The sequence below is a fragment of the Anabaena sp. PCC 7938 genome, assembly GCF_049315035.1.
In the GTDB taxonomy this organism is placed as follows: domain Bacteria; phylum Cyanobacteriota; class Cyanobacteriia; order Cyanobacteriales; family Nostocaceae; genus Anabaena; species Anabaena cylindrica.
On sequence record NZ_CP186034.1, the window covers coordinates 2,343,393 to 2,368,759 of the forward strand.

The window sequence follows — 25,367 nt, forward strand, 5'->3', positions numbered from 1 at the left end:
TTGGTTTCAATTACCAAGATAGTTCAAACAGGTTGAGGAATGGTTTGGGGAATTTTTCCGGGAACCGCTTGAGGAATTTTAGCAGAAACTGGTGCTGATTCGGGTAGAAAACAGAAATCTAAATCTGTCCTAGTAGCTTGGGGTAGTTCATGAGAGTGGAATTTCAATCACAAATTCTGTCCCCTTACCCAGAATAGAATTACAACTCAACTTGCCATTATGAGTTTCGGTAACAATTTGACGTGCGATCGCTAATCCTAAGCCTGTACCTTTACTTACGGCTTTGGTAGTAAATAAATGCTCAAAAATCTTGTTTTTAATTTCTTCGCTCATGCCGTTACCATTATCAGCAATCTGAATCTTGGCTTGGTGATTTTCCATTGATGTTGTAATTGTAATGCAGTTGGGACTTGCTTTCATGTCACTAAAACTCCGCCCAGTATTTGATTCTTCTAAAGCATCAATGGCATTTGCTAGAATATTCATAAATACCTGGTTTAATTGGCCAGGGAAGCATTCCACTAGAGATAGATCACCATAATTTGTAGTTACTTCAATCTCTGGATGTTGTTGACTAGCTTTTAGGCGATGCTTGAGAATTAAAATTGTGCTATCAATACCTTCATGGATATTAAAAGGGACTTTGTAATCTTTATCCATGCGGGAGAAAGTTCTTAAGCTGGTGCTAATGTTGCAGAGACGATCGCAGGCTACTGTCATTGAGTTAATCATCTTGGGTAAGTCTTCCAAGCTATAATCTAAGTCAATTTTCTCGGCATGGTCAATAATTATTTCACCTGGATCAGGAAAGCTTTCTTGATATAGTTTTAAATGTTCAAAAATATCATCCAAGCTGGGTTTAGCTTGTTCAAGAGTAGCAGAAATAAAGCCCAAAGGATTATTCATTTCATGGGCTACTCCAGCAACTAAGTTACCTAATGCAGACATTTTTTCACTTTGCACAATTTGTAATTGTGCTGCTTGTAAATCTTGTAGAGCTTCTTGCGCTTGTTGGTAAAGCTGAGAATTTTCTAGAGATATTGCTGCTTGGGAGGAAAGCAGTTTGATGATCTGTAGTCGTTCATTAGAAAACACCCCCCTTGTTAACTTGTTTTCTAGATATATAATTCCTAACAAATGCCCTTGCTTAATAATTGGTGTGCATAATACACTTTGGGGTTGATATTGCAGCATATATTTCCCAATCACACCAGGAATATCTGTTTGGCAATTGTCTATAATTACGGTTTCTTGGGTATTTTTAACGTAATTGATAATTTTTTTAGGGATATATTCACAAGTATCTAGTAGTTGTAAATCAAGAATGGTTTTAATATTACTCTGGGAATTTGACTGGTGATCGATAAAAGTAATTGCACGCACTTGCCATTCATCATCTTGAGGAAGAATGACTACAGATTTTTCCGCTCCAGAGTTTTCTAAGATAATACGAGTCAGGTGGGCGATAAGTTCCTTTAATTCCAGAGAACTGGAAATCGCTTGAGCTGCTTTGAGGGCTGAAGCCAAATCTAGTACATCTGAAATACTAGTTCTCAAACTGGAAGTAGATGAGGAAGTTGAGGTACTGACAATATTAGCTATGGTTTCTAGGGAATTGAAACCAATTTTTTGTTGTTGCAGGATGGGTTGCAGCAGTTGAGGATAACGTTTTTCTAAGTTATCGTTTTTGGCTTTTGCACCCCAACGGGCGTAGCAATAGTATGCTTCCTGCATATAAGCTGCGGCAACTTTTTCTTTGCCCCAGTCAAGGTAGAATTTAGTTGCTAGTTCATTGGCTAACCCTTCTTCGTAGCCATACTCATTTGCTTTAGCTTGGGTAATTGCTTGATCATAAAGTTCAATTGCTGCGGTTTTTTGTTTGTTTAGTCTGGCTTTTTCTGCTTGGATGAGTAGACATTTGTGCAGAAGATTTTTAGGACAAGCTTTTGCCCACATATTCAAGCGTTCTTCTAGAGGGATGAGTGCTTGTAAATGGTGATGACGCTCAGAATCTTCGGAAGCAGCTTCAGCCAAAGCGAGATGCATTAATGCCACATAAAAAACGCTGGAGGGGACTTTTGCATGACTGGAAATTGTATTTTCAATGATGCTCAGTTGGGGGATTAAATCAGGGTATGCAGCTTGATGATCAAATAAATAGGCATGGCGAATTTTGACAGAATATAACCAAGCCAAATGATAGGGAGCATTGACGTATTTTTGCAAATACTGGGCTTCACTAAAGCTGTCATCATCAAAGGTAAAGGGCGTTTTGGTTAAACCCAAAAGTTGGCGTATTGGTTGAATTACTCCAACGGTTAAGGCATTCAGGTTATCTAAGCTTTTGATTTGATCCAGAAAAGCTGCGTGGTTTTGAGCGATCGCATACAAATCATCTAAGTTTTTACCATAGGTCAGGCGATCAGAACCACTCTGCATCATCATAAAGCCTACTGTCAGCCAGTTTCCAGCTTCCATCCCGTATTTGTAAGCGTTGTTATAGTATGTATCCGCCTCCCGAATGGGACGATTCCAGCTATGCACATCAGCAGCAAAGAGGAAGTTAGTCATACCGCGCACATCAGCATTGTCAAACTGTTCACAAAGCTGTACTGCCATTTCCCCAAACTGATAAGCAGTAGCGCAATCTTTGAGGACACCATTAGCAATTAAGCCATAGCCGACATAGCCAAAGGGAGACATATCGCTATTACCATACTGTAATGACAGCGTGGTCATTTTAGCGAGTGCGAGTAATGCTAAAGTCGGTTGACCATCGAGCCATGCAGCATAAAACAGAATTTGTAAAATTCGCAATATTTCTGCAATGCTGGTATCTGTCATTTTGGGGGCTGCGAGAATTGATTTAATGCTATCTTGCTTGAGAAATTGCTGAACTGTGGCGATTTCTGCATCTAAACTAGCTTGGATCATCTCCGGTTCTGTGGGCATTGTCCACCCCAGCAGCTGTAAACTTTGACGTTGAATAGCGATCGCTTCAGCATTTCGTCCCTGAAGCTGGTACTGGGTCATCTGCACCCGATAAATTATGGCTTTGTCCAGGGAAGTTTGAGCATATTTGAGTGTCTCCCCATACAAAACTTCGGCTTGGTCAAAGTTACTACAAAGATAAGCCGCTTCGGAACCATCACGATGCAAATTGTACATGAGTGTATAATTTTCATGCCAAGCATCTGGAGATAATAAAGCCATCCCAATAGTGCAATAGTCCTGAGCCGCTTGATAGGCTGCTGAGAGTTTAGCTTTTTGTCCAGCTTTTAAATTCAGATCAGCCAGTTCTTGCTTTTGCTCAGTGGTAGCAATAACAGCTTGCCCCATGTTGAGTTGGTTCACAATGTCAAAAATGCGTTCTGCTTGTTCCGGCTGGGATAAACCTTGCAGCAACAATTGACCAATTCGGTAATGTGTATACTGCTTTTGCTCTTGGGGAATCAATGAGTATGCGGCTTGCTGAACGCGATCGTGGAGAAATTTGTAGGTGACAATCTGTGAACCTTTTAACCCATCCTCTACTTCCCTCCCCACATAAAATTTATAAACTTCACTCTGGGGTAAAATCAGTCCTTCTTGTAATGCTTTCCATAGGACTGTAGCGGTTTCAGTTTCCGATTTTTCCCAAATAATCGCCAATGTCACGAGGTCAAATTGATTACCAATACACGCTGCAAACTTTAAAATTTCCTGTGTTTTCTCTGGCAATTTCTGTAACTGCAATGCCATAAATTCAACAACATCATCGGAGAGCGATAACTCCTTCACTGCAACAATATTACACTGCCAATTTCCCCCTTCCCAATCAAATTTAATGATTCCATCTTCATAGAGCGCTTTCAAAAACTGCGTACTAAAAAATGGATTTCCCTGAGTTTTTTGATAAACTAATTCTGTTAATGGTTGGGCAATTTCTGCTGAACAACTCAGCGTATCTGCCACCAATTGATTTAAACTAGAGTTACTAAGGGGAGCAAGGGTAATAGTATTGACTGTGGCTTGAGCTTTCCTAATTTCTTCCAAACTGAACATCAAAGGATGGGCAGCTGCAACTTCATTATCTCGATAAGCACCAATTAATAATAAATATCCTCCGGCTGATTCACTCATCAGCAACTCTATCAGCTTCAGAGATGCCAAATCTGCCCACTGTAAATCATCTAAAAACATCACTAAAGGATGTTCCTTAGTAGTGAATACCTGGACAAAATTATGGAATAATAAATTAAATCTATTTTGGGCAGCAGTTCCTGATAGTTTGATTGCTGGTGGTTGTTGACCAATAATTTTTTCTAATTCAGGAATGACCTCAAGAATTACCTGTCCATTCTCACCTACAGCCGCTAAAATCTTACTTTTCCATATTTGAATTTGAGCATCACTTTCTGTCAACAATTGCCCCATTAAATCCCGGAAAGCTTGGACAAATGCTGAAAAGGGAATATTGCGATTAAATTGGTCATATTTACCTTTAATAAAATAACCATGTTGTCTCACAATTGGTTTGTGAACTTCATTAACAACCGCAGTTTTCCCAATCCCAGAGAACCCTGCTATCAGCATCATTTCGGTTATGCCGACACTGACACGCTCAAATGCTTGGATTAGTGTTTCTACTTCAGTTTCCCGTCCATAAAGCTTGTCAGGAATAATAAAGCGATCGCACAAATCCCTTTGTGCAATTGGAAAGTCTGTAATTGTTCCTGTATTCTTCAGTAGCAGAAGACAATTTTCTAAATCATACTTCAGCCCTAATGCACTTTGATAGCGGCCTTCTGTATTTTTCGCCATCAATTTTTTGACAATTTCTGATAATACAGATGGAATGGCGGGATTTATTTCCTGTATTAAGGGTGCGGCTTTTGCAATTTGACAATGTACCAATTCCATCGCATCTTCTGACTGAAATGGTAATTCTCCTGTCAGTAGCTCATAAAATGTTACACCCAAAGAATAGAAATCTGTACGGTATTCAATACACCGATTCATCCGTCCAGTTTGTTCGGGGGAAATATAAGCTAGAGTTCCTTCTAAAACATTGGCACTGATTAAACTTTGCGTTTCTCGTGGCAGCAGAGAAGAAATACTAAAATCAATTAATTTAACTTGTTTAGTTTCAGGATTAATTAAAATATTGGCTGGTTTTATATCTTTATGAATAATGCGGTGACGGTAAATAATATCTAAGATGTTACATAAAGATATAGCTACGTGCAAGAAATTACTCAGAGATAGTGTTTTCTCATATTTCTGTATCCATTCCTTGAGAGATACTCCCCCAAAGTCTTCCATCACTAAAGCATAACTATTGTTGTATGCTTCTAAACTATAAGTTTGAATAATTTCAGGTTGGTGGAGATTTTTGGCAATGGTGTACTGATTGCGAAACTGCACCAACTCATTGAAAGTGGGGGAAGGATTTTTCAGCAGCTTAATCACTACTGGTAAGGAGTCAATGACTCTAACTCCTTGATAAACAACAGTTCTAGAACCTTGGTATAGTTCTTCGTTAATCTGATATCCGGAAATATCAATTTGAGTAATAGTCATATAACTACATCCTTGAGGTATGAAACTTTATTATTCCCAAATGATGGAGGAAATAATGGATCACTCACCTCAAAATCTCAATTAGGATAAAGTTTTCTACCAGTCCTCTTCTATCGCTCTTTGGGAGACGCTCCACGGAACGCTTGCTTCCTCGAAAAGGTACGACGTAGGCATCCTTAGAAGCCTTGTTAGGCAATCAATACAAGCTACACTGTAAAAAAAAATGCTAAGAATCGCTGACTACACAAAAGCTCTACTCAGGACTCATCTCCTTTAAATTGGACAGGTCAGGTGAAAAAAGTTTAGAATCTAAATTAATGAGGTAATTATACTTGTTGCCCAATTTCCCCAAGCATAGTAAAGATTTCCTAGTGATTCCACATCAAGACAGAATCACACTATTAATATAAAAAGGTCTTGAATCAAGGATGGTAAACAGATGGATGTCAAGCTGATTTTAGTAGGATTAACAGTTGTATTTACCTTTGCGTGCTTGTTTTTCGGCACAAAAAATGGATTTTATGATTCAGATAACTATCATGGCAACGGTTCTGCACATTGATATCAGCGATGATCACAATCCAGCCAAACCCCGTAATAAAAAATTTAACTGTGGCTTAAGTCAAGGGTTTTCCTGTGGAAATCAACACTCAATGCCGTTACTCAGATAGCGTGAGTATACAACTATCTTATTTGCGGTGCTAGTCTATATAAAGACTATATGCCGCAATTAATCTATCAAAGGCGGCTGGCTTAGTCGTGTCTGCCTGTGGACGGGGTTAAATACCGACAGTCCCGGAAGAAGCAGGAAATAAACCTCAATGTCTGGATAATTCCGGTGTTGGATTAGTTTTATGGAGCAGGAGAGCATGAGGAATGATCTGTCGGTATCCTCTGGCCCTGATGCTGGGGAAACAGCTAATGAATTAGAATGCTTACCCTATAGTGTTCAGCATCAAGATGAAGGTGTATGTCTACTAGTGCGAATGGGGCCACACCGGATTTTGTTAGATTGTGGCTTGGTGGATATCTCATCCCTGTCGAAGGGAATTACTAAATCAGCACAGAGGGGTAATTCACCATTACCAGCAGATTTAGTATTGATTAGTCATGCTCATCCAGATCATGCTAGAGGTTTGTTGGCTCTCAATCAAGCTTTTCCGCTGTTACCTATCTATGCTAGTGAGGTGACTAGCAAGTTACTACCACTAAATTGGCCAGAACAAGATCCCCAAGAAATTCCTTTATTATGTCAGGCTCTGCCATTACAATCGCCTATAGAAATTCAAGAAAATCTTGTAGTAGAACTATTTCCCGCAGGTCATTTACCAGGGGCTGTGGCTATTCTCCTCACCTACCATACCCAAGACCGTGATTACAAGTTACTTTATACTGGTGATTTCTTCTTATCCAATTCCAGATTAGTCGAAGGGTTACGTTTAGAGGAATTACGGGGTTTAAATATAGATGTGCTGTTAATTGAAGGTAATTATGGCACATCCCGTCATCCCCACCGACGCAACCAAGAAAATCAATTAGCAGAAAGAATTAATCGAGCCATCACTGATCATTGTTCTGTGATTTTACCCACCCCCGCTTTAGGGTTAGGTCAAGAATTGTTGATGCTGTTACGCTCTCATCACCATTTTACCGGTAAAGATTTAGACATTTGGGTTGATGGTGCTGTTGCTACTGGTTGTGATGCTTATTTAGAACTTTTATCCCATCTTCCTTCCTCAGTCCAGAACTTTGCCCGCCATCAACCTCTATTTTGGGATGAACGAGTGCGCCCCCGTGTACGGCGGTTAAAAGTGGAAGATTTGGCTACTTTGGGTAGTTCCCCCTGTATTGTTCTTACTGACTCTACAGCGGATTTGAGTAAATATTGTCAACCTAATACTGGCCCTTGGCTAATTCTCTTACCAGAAAAAATTGATATCAAAGTTAATCAAGAATATTTAGCAAAAACCACTGTTGATTGTTATCTTTTGGCTCAACATAGTGATGGCCCTGGGACAACACAGCTAATTCACAATTTACGACCCCAGCACGTCGTTTTTGTCCACGGTTCACCTGCTTACTTAGCTGACCTAACTGGTTTAGAAGAGTTACAAAATCGTTATCATGTTCATTCTCCCGCAGCTGGCATTTTGGTAGAATTACCAATTGGCGAAACATTTTTACAACCTTCTGCACCCGAAACTAATTATGAAGGTGAGTTGACAGAGCTAGAAGCTGTAATTACCATCACCCTCCCAGATACGATTACAGATGATCCTCGTTGGCAGCAATTTGCTGATACTGGTTTAATAGAAGCCCGTTGGCAGGGGGAAGAAATAGTATTACGGGGATTGTCACAACGAGAACTACTCAACCAAAATAGCGTTGATGCAGACCGTCGTAGGCATCGCTATGCTTTGTCTGATTTAGAATGTTGTGGAACTTGCCGATACCAAAGAGGGCAACGGTGTTGGAATCCCGCCGCCCCGTTATATAACTTCAAAGTTACCCTTGAAGGTTACTGCCCTGCCTTTGAGAGCTTATCTGAATCATGAATCCTGAATCAATCTGAATTATTGATATTCCCCTGACTCTGGATTTAAGTCAGTGTAATGGTTACGGATACGTTCCGCTTCAGGACAATCTTCTGTTGTGAGAGGTTCCACATTACCCCGTGGTACGGAAGCTAATTTTTGCGTTACAGCGCCAATGCTTTCTAGGCGAACCATCTCTTCCCAAGAACAAACTTCGTCTTCTTCGTCTGTTTCATAGCGTAGAGTCACTAAATCACCCTCTATATCGATGATGCGGGCCCGCTCTATCCAGCGTTGCTGATCCCGCAAAAAAACACATACCTCCCGCCCGTCGCAACACAGTTGATAAATCTTGCGGTGTAGCATGTACTGCTTCTGCCTTTTTAAACAACGTAGTTAAACTTTTCAAAATCTGGGTCTTACCCCAGTTACAATACACCCTCAAGAGGTCAATTTCACGGTTCAGAATTATTGTGTTTATTAACCCAATCCAACGACTCGGTTGTAGTAGTTTGGATATAGGGAAATCTTGGGTCATAAACTAATAGTTACTGCATTTAGTTGAACTTAATCTCTTTTGGGCTTATTTCAGACAGTGTCTACTTCATAGAAGTCAAACATTTCTGGATTTGTCCTAACCAGGTGAATATGTGGTGGTGATTCCTTACTACCATCATGTAATAAATAGTACTGCAAAACAATCGATGATTGCGGTTGTTTGAGTTGCCTACTTGTAGTCATTGGCATTTCTAGGAAGTCTGGGGACTTGGCTTTAGTTTTAACCCTAATGTACTTGATCTTAACTCATTCTCAGGCTGACCTTCATGGTTTTAAACAACAATCACCGAATAGTTTTAAGTTTTTATTTGTAACCTGAAATATTACAGGTATAATTTGCTTGATAATAACCACTTGCAGGGATGAAAAACGATAAATTATTCTGTAGAATAGGCAACCTGTCGGGGTAAAAATAATGGGGAATTGGGAAATTTTTGATTTAGATAGCACTAGACAGTAATTTTAGACTGGTTAACTAGTAAAAATTTTTTCTCCCTATACATCAGTCAGCAGTTTCCCACTTTTACGAACAGTCCTACTACATACTTGCTCATATACAGGACTAGATGACGCTATTATCACCGTTTAAAAACTTATAAATTTTTATATTAGTGCTTATCCGGCAGGATTCACGCCTACCCGACACGAAGAGAATTATCAAATGTTCTATCTGAGTGATAAAGGTCAAAATTTGAGCAAGGAGTAAGACTGGCGTTATGTCCAGTTTGATCGGACATTTACTTAGTTGGATTTGTTGAGAGCGGGCAATTCGATCAGGTTCTTAGAGGAAGCTTCTCGTTTTATTTGACCTGTGTGGATTGCTTCGTATAGGGCGGCAAGAGCTTTTAAATCATCTGACTGATAGCACCTAGTTACCAGCACTTGATGGAGTAAACCCTCTGATTCAACACTAAGATATCCAGTTTGGAAGGCAGATGCAATAAGTGTACGAATCATAAGTAAATAGGGCATAACAAATAATTTGTCATTTATAGTCTGTGACACTTGCTCCCTAAAAGCATTGATATGGGACAAGTTTATTAGTGATTATAATTACATTTAGATTGTGATCTGAATCACAAATAAAAAAACAAAATCTTGTTATGTATGGCTTTCACTCTAAGTACTTAATAGCCTAGTGTAGCTATTTATGCTTAATTATGTTAATGGATTGAATATTAGTTTTGTATTTAATAATACTTAGTGTTGATTATGTTTTTTTTAAATTAGTATTCAAAAGCACAAAATGCTAGAAGATTTAATCAAGGTAAAAACTGGCGGAAATCTTCGTCCTTTTGACTCAATTGCACCCAATCTAAGTTGAGTAACTGGAATTTTTGTACCAAGCGATCGCACGCCGGGCGTTCAGTGGCATAATGTCCAGCATCAATTAAAATCAGTTCCCTATCTCTACTTTCTTGGAATTGATGGAATTTACAATCAGCTGTGAGATATGCCTGGGCCTTGGTTTTCACAACTGCGGAAATAAAACCAGCCCCCGAACCACCTAAAACTGCAACTCGTGAAATCTGCTGTTGCAAGTCAGCAGTGGGGGAAAAAATCAACTTTGGGGGGTTAAGTTGAGCTTGAATAGTGCTGAGTAATGCCTGCAATGTTAAAGATGGTTCTAGCATTCCCACACGTCCATATCCTAATCCTGCTTGGGTGGGAACTATGGGAGATACTCCGTGCAGATGTAACATTTGTGCTAAAACATCCGCTGTGCCATCATTTACCTGGTCAAAATTTGTATGGGCGCTGTAGATACCGATATTGTGAATAAAAGCTAAACGTGCCATTTCCGTCAACCCTTCCCCACTGCGTAGAGATTTAGGGGGATTAAAAATGAGGGGATGATGGGCAAAAATCAGATTAGCATTGCTAGATATTGCCTCTTGCATCACTGCTAAAGTTGGCGTTAAGCACACCAACACTCTTGCTTCTTCCTGTAACACACCAGGCTCAATCTGCCAACCACAATTATCCCAATTTTCACACCAGGCAGGATTTGCCCATTCTTCAAACCAGGTGATTAAATCAGCGGTTTTCATAGATATTCTCAGTATTTCTATCAGTAATTATACATAAATTTGATTATATCCTAATTCCTGCCCTTAAAAATACGATGATTAGTTCCCATCCTTACTGATGAGGGGAGATTCTTTTTGATCTTGCCTTGAGAGACACAAAAAAAGTAAGTAATTACCTATTTAATACTTTTAATCAATTCCTGCTTAAACTCATCCGCCGTTTGAAAAGTAATTTTTGGCTTCTCCACCAAGGCTAAATCTATGACTTCCGCTAACTTTTTAGGGATGCTGTTATTACGCTTATGAATAGGTACAGGATCATTTTGCAATACTGCCAACCAAGGATCACCAGTAAAATCACGAGGGAAGTAACCTGTTAACATATTATACAAACAAGCTGCTGTTGCCCAAACATCAACTTCTGGTAAGGCGTGCTTAAAATCTAGTACCTGCTGACGTGGTATAAATGCAGGTGTACCCATTTGAGATCCTGTCAAAGTTTGACCGCTTAACCCGGCTAAGTCAAAAGCTTTGGCTAAACCATAATCCCCTATTTTTGCTACTATTTTATCATTAATATTCGCGATCAAAATATTGTTGGGGTTTAAATCACGGTGAACCAAACCTTTACCTTTTACTAGTTTTCCATCAGCTGATTCAACATAAGGGATTTCTGCCTGATGAGTATATATCAAACCATCAAGAACTTGCAGAATTATGTCTACAGCAATATTAACAGGTAACCGCCATCCTAACTTTTGCATGAAATCCCAAATATTCCCACTTTCACAATATTCCATTGTGAAAAAGAAAGTTTGTTCAGCAAAGCCATAATCTAACAATTGTACTACATGGGAATTTTTTAAACATTTGGTATTTTCTACTTCCTGTAGAAACTTTTGTACACCTCGTTCCTGACTATTAACCGCAGGTAACATTACCTTTAGCGCCACAAATTTTCTAGCCTGGCTATGTTGTGCTAAAAATACTTCACCGAACCGACCCTTACCAAGAGACCTAACTAACTGATAACCGGATATTGCTTGCAGGTTTTGATCACCACTTGCGGCTAATCCTAGTAAGCGTTGAACAATATTTAAATAATTAGGTTTTACTTCTTCTTCAAGTATCTTGGGTGTTTTCGTGATTTCTGATGCTTCTACTTCTACACCGACTTTAAAAAGAGTATCACCCAATTTAATTTCATCACCATCTTGTAAATCATATTCTGGAAAATTTAATGTTAAACCTTCTTGTGCAGTTTGATTACGTTTTCTTTGACCGATTTTTTCATTATTAACAAAAGTGCCATTTAAACTCCCCAAGTCTCGTAACCGAATATCTGGAGGGTTAATATCTAGTAAGCAGTGATAACGGGAAATAGTCATATCAATTTCCTTGGCTAATTGCAGGTTGCAATCATGATTTCTGCCAATGATACAAGTACTACGAGATTCAAAAATATATTGCTTTCCAGAAAATTTACCTTGGGTGATAGTGAGAGTAACTTTAGGTGACATGGGAAAGATTAAAAATTATGGTTAGTTAAATAAATGTGAGGTAACAATTTTGTTGGTAGTCAGCCATCTATTGCTTTACTGGTATCATCATTGTACGATATGTAGCCAGCAATGAGCTTTTATTAAGTTTAATGAATTAAGGTAAGTGCATAAATATTATGAGTTTATGAGTTTATGAGTTTTAAAATGGCCTCTAGCCAGAAATGTGTACTACCAATTCTCTGGTATGATTATGCTGGCGGTGTTCCCAAATATAAATACCTTGCCATGTTCCCAATACTAAATAACCATTATTAATAGGAATGGTTTCAGAAGTATGAGTTAATACTGTGCGGATATGTCCTGGCATATCATCTGTACCTTCGGCATCATGGATATAATGATTATCTTCTGGTACTAATTTAGTCATGAAATTTGCTAAGTCTATTAGTACATCAGGATCTGCATTTTCTTGAATGACTAAACTAGCTGAAGTGTGACGTAAAAACAATGTGCAGAGTCCAATTTTTACCCCAGATTCTGCAACTATGGCAGCAATTTTTGAGGTAATATTTTGAAAAGATTTGCCAGTTGTGGAAATTCTTAGTAGTTTTTGGTAATGTGTCATTGGTAATTGGTAACTGGGTGAGAACATATAGTATACTGCAAACGGGTAGAATCTGGATTTATGTGATGCTAGGCACAACTTCAGCATGGCACCGCGCTAAATCAAATTTAAGCATAATCATCAAACTCGGACACCAAAATACTTTCAAATCTATTCCCTGTTCTCTGCTATTTAAATTGACTGAAAATAATTGATCACGGCTTTGGCTATGGTTTCATTGCCATCTTTGGCTATTGCTTGGGATTGTTTTGGTGCTTGGGGTGAGTCATGAAGAAAGTCCCAATTTCCTTTAAAAAACTCTGTTGGTGTGAGAATTTGATGATGGTTATAATTCTTTATTCCTGCTAATAGCAAATCAGCTTCTGCAAAATCATCACGGGGTATGGTAACTATAGGTAGTTCTAAACGGGTGGCTTCTGCAAAAGTGCTATAACCAGGTTTAGAAACAACTCTTCCACAAATTTGCATAAAATCTACAGGACGATATTGACGATTTTGAATTTTAATTAAATTAGGTAAATCTGGTGCTGTGGCATCAAAGGTGATAAATTGCCAATCAGGAAATTGACTGACATTGTGATAAGGAATTGCTTGTAAACCCAACCCCCCAAAAGTGAGTAATATAGTTTTTTCTGGTGGTGTAGTTATTCCCCAAGTGGTACGTATTTCATTGGTAGAGAAGTGGGGAGAACCACCTGTTAAACCCACATCTATTATATTGGGGAATGCTGACATATTTTCATGGAAGGGAAGACGAAATAAACGATCGCTTTTAGTATACCAATCGCTAATCCAATCAGCAATTTCTATAAATTCTCCTCCCCAATCTCGATAGATAAAATCCCAACTAAAGTTACTTGTCATCCAACAGGGGATATTTGCAGCTTTTGCAAACCCAGTTGCGAGAAAAGGAATATCTGCCAAGATGAGATTAACCCGATTTTGACGGATGAAATTAACTTCAGATGCAATTAAAGAATTTTGCTTTTTTTTAATCTCCTGTAATTTTGCTAAGGTTGCTGGTTTATCCATTGTCAAACTATCAGTTTGGACTACTCCTAAATCAAATGCGCGTTGACGGAGGATAAAATCACCTTGTATATAAGATTCTAGCAGCCATCTAGGTGCGGTTGTGACGAGAATTAACAGTACTTCTGGACATAATTTTTGAATTGTTGCGGCTATTGATGCGGTGCGGGTAGTATGACCAAAGCCGTGATTTGTGATGGCTATATATAAAATTGGGCGTTTCATGGTTATTGAGATTTTGTTTACCTCGGAGGATGTTTTAAAATTTGGAAAAGGTATAGTTTGTCATTTACTCGCTTCTCAAAAAAAGAATATGGATTAAATGAACCGCGTTCGCGGTAGCGTTGCGTAGCAAAGGACGCAAAGGGCGCGAAGAAAGAAGAAGGAAGAAGATTTGTAATCTTACACTTACTTGTATAGGATTGGAAATCTACAGACGGGAAAACATTTCGATGACTTTGATTAATTGGTCAATTTCTGATTCTAAGGTTAAGTAATGAACGCTAACGCGGATACAATTAGGATTGGCAATTACTCTAGTTAATATTTTTTGTGATTCTAAAAATTGCACTAAATTTGCATGGGGTTGATTATTGGTAAGTTGAAAAGACACTAACCCGCTTTCGGGTGGAGTATTTTTTAGACATTTGATATCAGGTAATGCTGTTAAACGTTGCCAAAGATACTCGCTATTTCTGCAAATTTGGTGATATCTTTCTTCTGCTGTTCCCCATTCTTGATGAGTTGCGATCGCACTCCTTAAACCCACATACAATGGAGTGGCTAGGGTTGACACTTCATATCTTCTCCCATCTGGTTGCCAATTGATCGGTTGAGCTTGATTATTGGTAATTACCCCATTTAAACCAATAAAGGTCGGTTGTAACCTTTCCCTGGCTTCCTCTCGTACATATAAACCACCCACACCCGCAGGGCCGCATAACCACTTATGACCAGTGAATGCATAGAAATCTACACCTAATTCTGTTAAATTTAAAGGAAGAACGCCCACTGATTGAGCCGCATCTACCAAAAGCAAAGAATTGTTATTTCTACATATTTCTGTAATTTTGTCAATAGGTAAAACCTGACCTGTATTCCACAAAACATGACTTAAAACTACAAGCTTTGTCTTGGGGCGCAGGTTTTGGGCAATAATACTAACAGGATCGCCCTCATTTAAAGTTGCCATGAGGGGACAGGTGCTAACTTCTACCGTAAATCTACGGCTAATTTCTTTGGCAGTGGCAATAACTCCAGGGTGTTCGCAGTCTGAAAGCAGCAAATGATCGCCAGCTTGCCAGTCAATTCCCCACATTCCGATATTACACCCAATTGTGACATTACCTGTGAGGGTTATTGTGTGGTTTGGTACATTTAATAGGGATGCGATCGCTTCTTTGGTAGCATCCATTTGGGGAGATATCCAGCGATAAGCCTCAGTTCCAAAAGGTCCTATATCCTGAATATGCGCTTGACTTTGGGTGATAGCATCCATTGCCCCTTGAGGCATTGGCCCTTGTCCGCCATAATTAAAATAAACCTTATTTGCTAAAGCAGGAAATTGTGCGCGATGGTGATACAACATATCAATTTTAGATTTTGGATTATGTAGCAGGAGTCAGGAGTCAGGAGTAGAACTGGCTTGGTGTCGGACGTTGAATTTAGATTCTATACCTCATTTATCTGGAATCTGCTGTAAATCCATCATTTAACTTAAAACCTCATATTAATTCTATTCCTCTTAACTCTATTCCCCTCTGCTCCCTGCTCCCTGCCTCTTCTTTTTTGTCCTAAAATCCCCTAATTATTGTTAATTTAAAAGGATGTTAATTAATGCTGAACTACTATTACAATATCAACGCTGTAAACGGCGACCATATTTAGACACTCATGGGGACTATAGCCAGCGAGACGTTCCCCATGAATTGCTGGTGAAAGTGCAACAAGACAAAATCGGTCATCAGCAAAGTGTGCTAGAAAACGTCCCATATCACCAACCAGAGTATCCTCCCAGAGACTGGCAAGCAGGTGCAGCCGCTACTTTAGAATTGATGCAGCAAGGGGTGGATTCCATTTATCGCGGAGTGTTATTAGCTACTTACGTTGACAAATATACCTTACTGAGTCGTCCAGATCTACTGATTAAACAGCGAGGAAAATCTTGCATTGGAGACTGGTTTTATGTGCCGGTAGATATCCAACTAGGTAAACGTCCTAAACAAGAATATCAAGTTGTTGCTGCTTTTCACGCTGAAATTGCAGGGACAGTACAGGATATCCTACTTGAAGAAGCTTGGTTGATATTGCGGAATAAAGACTCAAATTTTGTGGTGGACTTAGATAAATGGACACCGCAAATGTTGGAGATTTTGGCGGAATATATTCAAGTAATTGAGTCACCACAAGCACCAGAAGTATTTATTGCTCGGCAAAAATGCAATCTCTGTCACTGGTATAATCATTGTTATGCGATCGCCCAATCTCAGCAACACCTCTCTCTCTTACCAGGTGTCACACCCATCCGCTACACTCAACTGCAAGCACTATCTACCACCACTTTAGAAGCACTTGTGAACACCAGTCCCAGCACTTTAGAAAACCTAGTGGGATTTGATGCCGAGGTAGCAGCTAAACTGATAGTCCAAGCGCAATCAGTATTTACAAAACAGCCTTTAATCTTACCCTACACCCTACCCCAAAAGAACCTCACACTAACAGCCCCCATCGAGCTATATTTTGATATTGAGGCACAACCAGACTTAAACTTAAATTACCTGTTAGGGGTTTTGGTCGTCGATAGACAAACTAATACACAACAGTTTTATTCATTTTTAGCAGAAACACCAGCCCAAGAAGCTCAGATTTGGCAGCAATTTTTGGATTTAGTTTGGCAATATCCCCAAGCCCCAATTTATCATTTTTGTGCTTACGAATTTGATACAGTCAAAAAACTAGGGCGACTTTACCGCACACCCTACTCTTCAGTTGGGCCAGTACTAGATCGCTTTGTTGATATCTATGAACAACTCACCCAAAACGTGGCGTTACCAATAGAGAGTTATGCTTTAAAAGCGATCGCACGTTGGTTAGGATTTGAGTGGCGTGATCAAGATGCCAGTGGGGCAAAATGTATTTACTGGTATGATCAATGGTTAGAAACTAGCGATCGTACCTTACTAGAACTAATCCAACGCTACAACGAAGACGACTGTCGCGCCACCTACAAAGTTAAAGATTGGCTAGTCAACTTTATCCAGAATGAATATGCCAAGCTGTTAACAAGCCAGGAGGAATCACCAACTTAATTACGTATCCCTAACAGAGTCCGTAGGCTCAATTACGAATTACGAATTACGAATTACGAATTATTTTAATTCATGCAACTTATTAAAAAACTTTGCAAACCATCACAAATTATTTGCTTTATCATTCCCGTCATTATTATCACACTATTTTTCAGTAATTTTGCTACCGCAGCCGTCAAAATAACAGATATAGACTTTATTGGTGAAGCCATCTTACCCACAGGATTATCTTTCCAAAACACTGAATTAGGAGGATTATCAGGAATAACTTACGACGCTAAAAGCAACCTCTATTATGCCATCTCTGACGATAGAGGACAAAAAGCTCCCGCTCGTTTTTATACACTCAAAATCGACCTCAGTCAAGGTAAACTAACAAAAAACGGCGTAGTTCCCGTAAAAATTACCACCCTATTAGATGTAAATAATCAAACATTTAAACCTAATACCACTGACACAGAAGGTATCGCTTTAACTAATCAAGCGACTTTATTCATCTCTTCAGAAGGTGATGTTCAGCGATTTATTAATCCCTTTATTCAAAAATTCTCCCTAGCTTCTGGCCAGATTATTAGCACCCTACCCATACCAAATAAATTTTTACCAAATCAAAAAAGTCTGCGAGGTATACGTAATAACTTAGCCTTTGAAAGTCTCACCATTACACCCGACAACAAAACCCTATTTACAGCCACCGAAAACGCTTCAATTCAAGATGGTGCAGCAGCCAAACCTAGCCGGGGTACTAATTGCCGGATTTTGCAGTACAATCTTGCCAACAACCAACCAGAACAAGAATTCCTCTACCAGACCGAACCAATCACACCCCTATTCAATTTTACAGGTAGGTTCGACAGCGGATTAACTGATTTACTCGCCCTAGATAATCAAGGACACTTCCTGAGTTTAGAAAGGTCTTTTACCGGCTTGGGACTAGCTATTTCTCTGTTTCAGGTTTCCTTAGAAAATGCTGACAACATTCACAAAATTGATAGTTTGTCAACCGTTGACATCACAAAAATAAAACCAGTAAAGAAAAAACTACTCCTAGATTTACAAACCCTAGATGTAGCGTTAGACAACATTGAAGGTTTAACCCTTGGTGCTAAGTTACCTGACGGCCAAACCTCATTAATTCTCGTTAGCGATAATAACTTCAATAAACTGCAACGCACCCAAATCCTAGCCTTTAAACTCAAACTCGAATCACCACTCGACAGGTTATTACACCTGCTGCGAATTCCCAGAAATCGATAGCTTGCTAATAAGTATAATTACTGAGAAAATTTGATAGCCATTTCAATACAATTTAAGTACTATTTAAGTAACACAATTATTGCTAAAATATGTTACATAAGATTAGGTAACTGACAAAATTGAAGAAAAGTGAAGTTACAGCATTTTTCAAGTAAATGGAGTACACGGCTAAGAAGTAAACTTCGCTCGCTGCCTAGATAATTTGTAACTCACTCGGTTACAATCTGCTGTATGTTAATTTTACTAAATTCAATAAATACCCTCTCACAGGATTAAGGCTATTATTGAGATTTATATAGATACAGAGAAACAATAGCTGTAATAATTTTGATAAAGTATCCTGTAGTAAATACCCATACTTATTTTGTGTGTAACATAATAACCAGGATATGAATGAATACAAAACACCATCAGACATCTATATTGGCAAATTATTAAACAATCGTTATTTAATCAGAGACTTACTTGGTAAAGGGGGAATGGGTAGGGTTTACCTAGCCGAAGATGTTACCAAAGGCTGTATGTTAGTTGCAGTTAAAATGCTCTCATTAAATATAGTTAACCAGGAATTAGCTGACCGTTTTGGCAGAGAAATTTTTATTGGCTCTCAATTAGGTAAAAAAAGTCCACATATTAGCCGTGTATTAACTTATGGCATTACTAATGAAAGAGTGCCATTTTACGTTATGGAATATCTGCAAGGAAGAACCATCAAACAAATTCTTAAAGTCGAAAGTTTAAATACCTCAAAATTTATAGAAATCTGTCAACAAATTTGTTTAGGATTACATTGCGCTCACCAAGGTGTCACCCTCCAAGGTAAAATTTATCCGATTCTTCATAGAGATATTAAACCAGAAAATATATTCATTCATAACTATGACAACAAACTAGAAATAGTTAAAATTCTTGACTTTGGTATTGCCAAATTTCTGAGTGAAACAGGTGGGATGACAATGACTGAATCATTTATAGGTAGTTTACCTTACTCATCTCCAGAACATATGCAAGGATACAAAATATTGGATGTGCGCTCTGATATTTATAGCTTGGGTGTTGTGATGTATGAAATGTTGGCAGGTAAACATCCATTTCATACGAACAGTCACTCTTTCAGTACTTGGTGCAAACTTCATTGTATCCAAGCACCACCTAAATTTGAAGAAGTTAATCCCAATGTAAAAATTCCCCAAGAATTGCAGCAATTAGTCATGGATTGTTTAGCAAAAGATATGAATGATAGACCCGATAGCACTAGTAAAATATTAGAAGATTTAGCTAAAATTAAGGCACAACTTAATAATAGTCTTGTATCTTCTAAAGATGTAAATCTAGTACCTTTCACATCATTCTCTGAGCAAATATGTCGGCAAAAAAAGTGGCCCAAGAATAAACCAGTTGCATTAATTTGTTTTCCATACCTTTTAACTACTCCACAAGGTAATATACCAACTTTTTGGGCTATGTTACCGCGAGCAGAAATTCTGAAATTTACAGAAAAAACATATACTATTGACTTTATTAGTAAAATGAATGAGTATCCCATGGTACTGTGGTTGACAATGCTCCATGATGAATCATATTCTCTGCTGAGATGGTTATCTTATTACTTAGATATAAAAAATTCTAAAGAAGAAAAGATCTTGCGTAATTTAACAGAGACTGGCTATTATCATTTACTATTTTTTGCCCATGAAGATCCTCTTAAATGCAACAATGTTATAACTTTCTTACTGACAGCTAAACAACGTCAATATCTAACTGACGTTATAAATTCAAGTCAAAATTTTGATCCAGCTATCTCTCCTCAAGAAGCCAAGGATTTGTTAAAACTTGAGTATGAAAAAATCAAAGCAGAAGTTAGCAAAAAGCTAAATACAAATTCCAAAAATCCTGCATTCTTTTTTAAGTATTGGCTAGATAAATTTTTAGAATTATTTAAATCTTAATCATAATATCTGCCAATCTCAACTATTGAAAATTTTTTATTTACCCCGTTTTAATTAAGAGGTTATTAAAGTGAACACCAGGCCCTTTGCGTCTCCAGAAAATCAGGAGTTGCTTGTCAACCGTTATCAACTTAAGCAGTTAATCGGTAAAGGTGGCATGGGTGAAGTTTTTTTAGCACACGATATTTTGCTAGGAGGTACACCAGTTGCTATAAAATTTTTATCTCAGACTGTAGTTAACCCAAAAATTCAAGCCAGCTTTAATCGTGAAGCTCTTTTGAGCGCTGCATTAAGTCAAAAAAGTATACACATCGTGCGGGCTTATGATTACGGTGTCAGTCAAAATGGTAAGCCATTTTATGTGATGGAATATCTATCTGGCAAGATTTTGAAGGAATTAATCCCCATATCTTTGCCAATGTTTTTCACTTTATTACGCCAAATTTGTTTAGGCTTACAGTGCGCTCATCAAGGAACTAAAATTGATGGTATCAATTATCAACTAGTTCACAGAGATATTAAGCCAGCTAATATAATTGTGATTCCTGATCCAATATTGGGGCAATTAGCCAAAATTTTAGACTTTGGGATTGCAAAATTTTTAAATTCTTCAACGGCAATTCACACTAAAGGATTTCATGGAACCTTACCTTACTGTTCACCAGAACAATTAGATGGGGAAGAATTAGATGGTCGTTCTGATATTTATAGCTTGGGTGTGATGATGTTTGAGATGCTGACAGGACAAAAACCTTGGCAGCCAGAAACTAACTATTTTGGTGCTTGGTATAAAGCGCATCGTTTTGAAGCTCCAAAAGCGATCGCTGATGCAAATCCCTATATTCAAGTGCCTCAGAAGTTAAATGATTTAATTATGACTTGTCTGGCCAAGAAACCGGAAAACCGTCCCCAAAATATAGCCCAAATTTTGCAGATATTGAGTGATATAGAAAAATCTAATCAACAAAAAGCAAGCACAAGTTTAGCTCATTCATCTACTTCTCATCGTTCCTTGGTTTCTAAATCTCCCGGAAAAATCACCAATCCCTATGAGCATCTTGTTTGGCCTGAAAATAAACCCATTCAGGAAATTGTTTTTCCTCAAATGATAGATACTGCCAAAGGATATGTAGCAGCTTTGTGGCTAATGTTACCTGAACAGGAAATTAAAAATCACGCCCATACTAACCCATACAACCAGTTTATCTTTATCACCTCTCCCCATCCGATGCTGCTGTGGTTAACAGTACTTTATAATCGGGAACTAGGCCCTAAATGGTTGCCCTGTTACCTAGATATGCAAAATACCCAGAATCTCCAGATGGTATCAGCATTAGCAGCAAGTAAATCTTACCCTTTGATTTTCTTCACTCTAGAACCAACTCATAAATGTTTTAGCGTTATTAGAAGTGCCATCTCTCCCATCAAAGGCCAAAAATTGACGACTTGGATTCAACAAAGTCAGCAACTACCATCTTCTTCTCAACCCCAAGTCAGCAAAAAGCTGTTAAAGCAGCAGTATAAATTAATGCAATCTCAAATATTACAAAAAATAGAATCGAAAACCAAGGTTGTCGGATAATTATTCAGTGTACAGCATCAAGCCTAAACTTTTTTCTAGGTCGTTTTATCTGATTCTAAACAAAAATTATACACTTTTGTTTAATAAAAGTGAATTTGACAACATCTCAAAATCCAGTTCTTTTATTAAAAGACAAATTAAACAAACTTGGCATCATTCATATAAATTATGTCTGCACTTGATTTGGGATTGTCAATTGCCAAATGAGTTTTTTGGGCAGGAAAATAAATTTTTTGGTAATCTTCAATTATCTGTTCTGGTGAAATATCTTCTTGGTTTCGCTGGATGGCTCTTTCCAAAGCAGTTTCAAATGAACAATCAATCCAAATCTTAAAATCATAGAAATATTGCAGCGATCGCTTCAGCAAAAATATTCCTTCAAGCACAATTACATCCACATTTTCAAATTGATAATTATAGGTTTGCGGTATACCAGCAATTCCTGTTAAAACAGTTGTTAAATTAATCATCCGCTGATTTTTTAACGGCAGTATCAATTTTTGAAATAGATCATCAAAGTGAAAAGCATTATCGTAAAAATGCTGGGCTGGATTTTCAGAATTAAATCGCTCAGTCGGGAGCTTATGCCAAGCATCTAAATTAATGGAGATAGCATGAATATTTTGATAATTGAGAGCAGTTATTAATTTTTCAGTAATATAACCTTTGCCAGAACCATCAATACCACTGACAGCAACTAAAAAACCTCTATCTATTGACAATTTTGATTGCTTTTGGAGGATAGAATCAGCTAAATCTTGAATATTCATGATGATTTTCCACCTTTTTTTGTTAATTGATAATCCTCAAAAATTACCTCATATCCATTTCCTTGTGGTGATGCACACATTATTCCCACTTGAATATCTTGCTCGACTGGAAAATAAGCCATTCTCAAGGGAACATAGCGGTTATCTTCATCTAAATAAGCGATATGAATAGCCTCTTGACATCGCTCAACCCGTAGCTGAAAAGTATCAGGAGGATTTAACAAAGGTGTGAATGACCAATCTGAATAGTTATGAGTGACCACAGCACTCAGGTTTTGTACTCCATCTACATACTCAATTCCAGTTTTAATCCAATGTTTTTCGTCAGCACGAATCATAATTCCTGCCTGATCATATAAGTCCTTATATTTGCCTTTTATCTTGATATCAACAACAAAATCTGTACTCACTCTGTCAAAGTAGAAATGTCCACTATCACGAATAAAACCATAGTGAGTTATACGCCAAAAATCAGTTTTTGGTGCAGTTGTAATGATGATTTGCTGCTCAGAATGCGACCAGGTAGGAGGTTCATTAAGCCATTCCATAGTTTTTGCTATTGTTAAATGTAAGGGAATAAGTTGTGTAATTTTACCGTGAGTAGATGAGTTTTAAACTATAACAATTTTTCAAACTTATCCAAGGCACTAATTGACATTTTTATGAGAATAGTTTGTATCCAATTGATTAATTACAATCGCTACTATTAATGTGGTAATTCCGAATATTTTAGGTGTGGTAATCGGATATTTCATAGCACCGAACCATCCCAACTGGTCAATTACTATTGACATAAGCATTTGGCTAAATACTACAACTAAAGTAGTGGTGGTTAAACCCAATTTAGGAACTATTAAGGTACTTAAGGTGACGAAGATTGCACCTAGCAAACCGCCTAAAAATGCCCACCAAGGAGTAATATAAATTAACTCAAGCTTGTAAGGTTTGAAAATACCAAGTCCTAGCAGCAATGTGAGGATACTAAACCCAACTACGAAATTAATTGTTGCTGCGGCTATTGGGGAGTGGAGTATTGTCTTTAATCGAGCATTGACAGCTGTACCAATTGTTGAAAAACCACCAGCCGAACCAGCACTAAGCAATGCTAATAAAATATCCATAATGATGATACTAAAAAAGTATTAAGTTGGTAGAGAAAGCAAAAAAATTGCCACAATTAACAGTCCCATAACAAGGCGACGATTAGCTGTGAGGCGACGGCGATTAACTCCTAACCAGCCAAAATGGTCAGTCACCAAACCAGTAATTGCTTGTCCACAAATAATTAGCCCCTGAGTCAAGGTAGTCCCCAAAATAGAGGTGAAGTAAGCACTGGCGGTAATATACCAAACTCCGAATAAACCACCCATCAGACTCCATCGGGGAGCTTTGGCTAAAGCAGACCAATCTGGATGACCAAACCAACCCGTGCATAACAAACTAATCAACGCAATTGAGCCGATAAAGTAAGAAATATCTGCGGCTAGGGGTACAGAATTGAGCGATCGCGCTAATTGAGCATTGAGATTGCTTTGAATCGGCAATACAGCACCATTAACCAATGCCAGCAGCACATATAAATAGCTTTGACCATGAGGGACAGTTCCCTGGAAGCTTAAACGTATGGGTGTCATGGGTGTCATAGCTGTTGTTTTGTGAGGAGGATAGAGAGTTCTTGAACATCTATCTTGATATCAAGATACTTAAGATAAAGATAAATGTCAAGAGTCTCGATGTCAAGATAAAATGGCAATATGAACAAAGATCGAATTGACATCATTCTTGAGGAATGGCAACAGGAAGTGCCACAGTTGGATACCTCCGCACTAGGGATATCTGGGCGGATACTACGAATTGCCCGTCTTCTGGAAAAGCACCGAGAAAGTATACTGGTTGAGTATGGCTTGAACGTTTGGTCATTTGATGTGTTAGCCACACTAAGACGACAGGGACAACCTTTTTGCTTGAAACCGACTGAACTTTATAATTTGCTCATGCTGTCTTCAGGCGCAATGACAAACCGGATTGACCGCCTAGAACAAGATGGCATAGTAACGCGTGTGCGTGATGCAGAGGATCGGCGCAGTGTAATGGTGCAACTGACTCCTAAAGGAATACAGCTTGCAGATACTGTAATGCCTATTCTGTTTGAGAAAGAAAAACAACTGTTATCTCAATTCACGGCTGATGAATTACAACTATTCATCCCCATGCTGCGTAAGCTACTTTTGTTACTCGAACAGGATGCGAAATCAGTTTGACATCCTCTCTCGCTAAGTGCAGAAGCATTACACCAGTGTGAGCATTAGTTATCTAGGCGATCATCGCACCAGAGAAAAATAGCATACCCTGACAAAGTGCCTCTAGTGACGCTTGCTTGTCAAACTCCGCAGTTTAAGGGGTTGTTGTGGCTATCTATCCTGATTAAGTGGATAATCATGCAGGAGTATACCAAACACTCTGATGACAAATAATTAGTCACTGTACACAAGGTATGGACGGTATTGGATTCGAACCAACGACCCCATCGATGTCAACGATGTACTCTAACCAACTGAGCTAACCGTCCTTAACTAAGCCTTATCAAAGGTAGCATACTTTTTTCTAAAATACAAGAGCAAACCCTAAATAAACAAAAACTCCGTATCCTCAGACCGATTC

Annotated in this window: 20 protein-coding genes and 1 tRNA gene; 6 read left to right on the forward strand and 15 right to left on the reverse strand. The window is 38.3% G+C overall.

Annotated features, from left to right (window positions below):
* Positions 1-23: 23 nt before the first annotated feature.
* Together ACOWPH_RS10810 and ACOWPH_RS10815 are read right to left on the reverse strand one after the other, a co-directional pair.
* The gene (locus ACOWPH_RS10810; protein ID WP_171815796.1) at positions 24-167 is read right to left on the reverse strand and encodes a hypothetical protein; all 144 of its coding nucleotides are present in this window, start codon (positions 165-167) and stop codon (positions 24-26) included.
* The gene (locus ACOWPH_RS10815) at positions 148-5,562 is read right to left on the reverse strand and encodes a trifunctional serine/threonine-protein kinase/ATP-binding protein/sensor histidine kinase (RefSeq protein ID WP_015215392.1); all 5,415 of its coding nucleotides are present in this window, start codon (positions 5,560-5,562) and stop codon (positions 148-150) included. Before ACOWPH_RS10815 ends, ACOWPH_RS10810 begins: the two co-directional genes overlap by 20 nt.
* An 869-nt stretch (positions 5,563-6,431) precedes the next feature.
* Between ACOWPH_RS10815 and ACOWPH_RS10820 the strand changes: the two genes are divergently transcribed.
* Positions 6,432-8,117, forward strand: a complete 1,686-nt coding sequence (locus ACOWPH_RS10820; protein WP_015215394.1) for an MBL fold metallo-hydrolase — start codon at positions 6,432-6,434, stop codon at positions 8,115-8,117.
* 18 nt (positions 8,118-8,135) lie between these two features.
* Here the strand turns inward: ACOWPH_RS10820 and ACOWPH_RS10825 are convergent, their stop codons facing one another.
* The 8 genes from ACOWPH_RS10825 to ACOWPH_RS10860 form a co-directional block, all read right to left on the reverse strand.
* Positions 8,136-8,462 (reverse strand): DUF6679 family protein, encoded by a 327-nt coding sequence (locus tag ACOWPH_RS10825; protein ID WP_015215395.1) that lies wholly within the window; start codon positions 8,460-8,462, stop codon positions 8,136-8,138.
* 222 nt (positions 8,463-8,684) lie between these two features.
* Entirely contained in the window at positions 8,685-8,837 is a 153-nt protein-coding gene (locus ACOWPH_RS10830; RefSeq protein ID WP_171815768.1) for a hypothetical protein, read from the reverse strand.
* A 558-nt stretch (positions 8,838-9,395) separates the two neighbouring features.
* Positions 9,396-9,611: a hypothetical protein gene (locus ACOWPH_RS10835; RefSeq protein ID WP_042466042.1), complete on the reverse strand. Its 216-nt coding sequence runs from the start codon at positions 9,609-9,611 to the stop codon at positions 9,396-9,398.
* 305 nt (positions 9,612-9,916) lie between these two features.
* Positions 9,917-10,705 (reverse strand): Nif3-like dinuclear metal center hexameric protein, encoded by a 789-nt coding sequence (locus ACOWPH_RS10840; protein WP_015215398.1) that lies wholly within the window; start codon positions 10,703-10,705, stop codon positions 9,917-9,919.
* Positions 10,706-10,860: 155 nt separating this feature from the next.
* On the reverse strand, positions 10,861-12,204 hold the full coding sequence (locus ACOWPH_RS10845) for a protein kinase domain-containing protein (protein ID WP_015215399.1): 1,344 nt from the start codon (positions 12,202-12,204) through the stop codon (positions 10,861-10,863).
* 193 nt (positions 12,205-12,397) lie between these two features.
* A complete protein-coding gene (locus tag ACOWPH_RS10850; RefSeq protein WP_042466043.1) occupies positions 12,398-12,811 on the reverse strand; it encodes a secondary thiamine-phosphate synthase enzyme YjbQ in 414 nt (137 codons plus the stop codon).
* Positions 12,812-12,982: 171 nt separating this feature from the next.
* A complete protein-coding gene (locus ACOWPH_RS10855) occupies positions 12,983-14,065 on the reverse strand; it encodes a hypothetical protein (RefSeq protein WP_015215401.1) in 1,083 nt (360 codons plus the stop codon).
* A 205-nt stretch (positions 14,066-14,270) separates the two neighbouring features.
* The gene (locus ACOWPH_RS10860) at positions 14,271-15,428 is read right to left on the reverse strand and encodes an aminotransferase class V-fold PLP-dependent enzyme (RefSeq protein ID WP_015215402.1); all 1,158 of its coding nucleotides are present in this window, start codon (positions 15,426-15,428) and stop codon (positions 14,271-14,273) included.
* A 238-nt stretch (positions 15,429-15,666) separates the two neighbouring features.
* Between ACOWPH_RS10860 and ACOWPH_RS10865 the strand changes: the two genes are divergently transcribed.
* The 4 genes from ACOWPH_RS10865 (at position 15,667) to ACOWPH_RS10880 (ending at position 21,936) form a co-directional block, all read left to right on the forward strand.
* Positions 15,667-17,148: a TM0106 family RecB-like putative nuclease gene (locus ACOWPH_RS10865; RefSeq protein ID WP_015215403.1), complete on the forward strand. Its 1,482-nt coding sequence runs from the start codon at positions 15,667-15,669 to the stop codon at positions 17,146-17,148.
* 72 nt (positions 17,149-17,220) lie between these two features.
* The gene (locus ACOWPH_RS10870) at positions 17,221-18,405 is read left to right on the forward strand and encodes an esterase-like activity of phytase family protein (protein WP_015215404.1); all 1,185 of its coding nucleotides are present in this window, start codon (positions 17,221-17,223) and stop codon (positions 18,403-18,405) included.
* 389 nt (positions 18,406-18,794) lie between these two features.
* Complete coding sequence (locus ACOWPH_RS10875) at positions 18,795-20,354, forward strand: serine/threonine-protein kinase (RefSeq protein ID WP_015215405.1); 1,560 nt, start codon at positions 18,795-18,797, stop codon at positions 20,352-20,354.
* Between the two features lie 70 nt (positions 20,355-20,424).
* On the forward strand, positions 20,425-21,936 hold the full coding sequence (locus ACOWPH_RS10880) for a serine/threonine protein kinase (protein ID WP_015215406.1): 1,512 nt from the start codon (positions 20,425-20,427) through the stop codon (positions 21,934-21,936).
* A 137-nt stretch (positions 21,937-22,073) separates the two neighbouring features.
* On the opposite strand, the gene ACOWPH_RS10885 is transcribed toward ACOWPH_RS10880, so the two are convergent.
* The 4 genes from ACOWPH_RS10885 to ACOWPH_RS10900 all read right to left on the reverse strand — a co-directional run bounded on the left by ACOWPH_RS10885 (position 22,074) and on the right by ACOWPH_RS10900 (position 24,340).
* The gene (locus ACOWPH_RS10885) at positions 22,074-22,706 is read right to left on the reverse strand and encodes a uridine kinase family protein (protein WP_015215407.1); all 633 of its coding nucleotides are present in this window, start codon (positions 22,704-22,706) and stop codon (positions 22,074-22,076) included.
* The gene (locus tag ACOWPH_RS10890) at positions 22,703-23,254 is read right to left on the reverse strand and encodes a DUF1349 domain-containing protein (protein ID WP_015215408.1); all 552 of its coding nucleotides are present in this window, start codon (positions 23,252-23,254) and stop codon (positions 22,703-22,705) included. The genes ACOWPH_RS10885 and ACOWPH_RS10890 overlap by 4 nt, the downstream gene beginning before the upstream one ends.
* Positions 23,255-23,353: 99 nt before the next feature.
* Positions 23,354-23,827, reverse strand: a complete 474-nt coding sequence (locus ACOWPH_RS10895) for a DMT family transporter (RefSeq protein ID WP_015215409.1) — start codon at positions 23,825-23,827, stop codon at positions 23,354-23,356.
* Positions 23,828-23,848: 21 nt separating this feature from the next.
* Positions 23,849-24,340, reverse strand: coding sequence for a DMT family transporter (locus ACOWPH_RS10900; protein WP_042466044.1), 492 nt, complete (start codon positions 24,338-24,340; stop codon positions 23,849-23,851).
* Between the two features lie 120 nt (positions 24,341-24,460).
* Here ACOWPH_RS10900 and ACOWPH_RS10905 point away from each other — a divergent pair, with 120 nt between their 5' ends.
* The gene (locus ACOWPH_RS10905) at positions 24,461-24,967 is read left to right on the forward strand and encodes a MarR family winged helix-turn-helix transcriptional regulator (RefSeq protein ID WP_015215411.1); all 507 of its coding nucleotides are present in this window, start codon (positions 24,461-24,463) and stop codon (positions 24,965-24,967) included.
* Positions 24,968-25,201: 234 nt separating this feature from the next.
* Here the strand turns inward: ACOWPH_RS10905 and ACOWPH_RS10910 are convergent.
* Positions 25,202-25,275 (reverse strand) — tRNA-Val (locus tag ACOWPH_RS10910).
* Between the last annotated feature and the right edge of the window lie 92 nt (positions 25,276-25,367).

Bases quoted from the DNA above. Each gene is read 5' to 3' on its own strand.
- ACOWPH_RS10905 (WP_015215411.1), top strand. From the start codon at position 24,461: ATGAACAAAGATCGAATTGACATCATTCTTGAGGAATGGCAACAGGAA.
- ACOWPH_RS10825 (WP_015215395.1), bottom strand. From the start codon at position 8,462: ATGCTACACCGCAAGATTTATCAACTGTGTTGCGACGGGCGGGAGGTA.
- ACOWPH_RS10860 (WP_015215402.1), bottom strand. From the start codon at position 15,428: ATGTTGTATCACCATCGCGCACAATTTCCTGCTTTAGCAAATAAGGTT.
- ACOWPH_RS10890 (WP_015215408.1), bottom strand. From the start codon at position 23,254: ATGGAATGGCTTAATGAACCTCCTACCTGGTCGCATTCTGAGCAGCAA.
- ACOWPH_RS10815 (WP_015215392.1), bottom strand. From the start codon at position 5,562: ATGACTATTACTCAAATTGATATTTCCGGATATCAGATTAACGAAGAA.
- ACOWPH_RS10865 (WP_015215403.1), top strand. From the start codon at position 15,667: ATGTTAATTAATGCTGAACTACTATTACAATATCAACGCTGTAAACGG.
- ACOWPH_RS10820 (WP_015215394.1), top strand. From the start codon at position 6,432: ATGAGGAATGATCTGTCGGTATCCTCTGGCCCTGATGCTGGGGAAACA.
- ACOWPH_RS10870 (WP_015215404.1), top strand. From the start codon at position 17,221: ATGCAACTTATTAAAAAACTTTGCAAACCATCACAAATTATTTGCTTT.
- ACOWPH_RS10845 (WP_015215399.1), bottom strand. From the start codon at position 12,204: ATGTCACCTAAAGTTACTCTCACTATCACCCAAGGTAAATTTTCTGGA.
- ACOWPH_RS10840 (WP_015215398.1), bottom strand. From the start codon at position 10,705: ATGAAAACCGCTGATTTAATCACCTGGTTTGAAGAATGGGCAAATCCT.
- ACOWPH_RS10895 (WP_015215409.1), bottom strand. From the start codon at position 23,827: ATGGATATTTTATTAGCATTGCTTAGTGCTGGTTCGGCTGGTGGTTTT.
- ACOWPH_RS10850 (WP_042466043.1), bottom strand. From the start codon at position 12,811: ATGACACATTACCAAAAACTACTAAGAATTTCCACAACTGGCAAATCT.
- ACOWPH_RS10875 (WP_015215405.1), top strand. From the start codon at position 18,795: ATGAATGAATACAAAACACCATCAGACATCTATATTGGCAAATTATTA.
- ACOWPH_RS10900 (WP_042466044.1), bottom strand. From the start codon at position 24,340: ATGACACCCATACGTTTAAGCTTCCAGGGAACTGTCCCTCATGGTCAA.
- ACOWPH_RS10855 (WP_015215401.1), bottom strand. From the start codon at position 14,065: ATGAAACGCCCAATTTTATATATAGCCATCACAAATCACGGCTTTGGT.
- ACOWPH_RS10885 (WP_015215407.1), bottom strand. From the start codon at position 22,706: ATGAATATTCAAGATTTAGCTGATTCTATCCTCCAAAAGCAATCAAAA.
- ACOWPH_RS10830 (WP_171815768.1), bottom strand. From the start codon at position 8,837: ATGACTACAAGTAGGCAACTCAAACAACCGCAATCATCGATTGTTTTG.
- ACOWPH_RS10835 (WP_042466042.1), bottom strand. From the start codon at position 9,611: ATGATTCGTACACTTATTGCATCTGCCTTCCAAACTGGATATCTTAGT.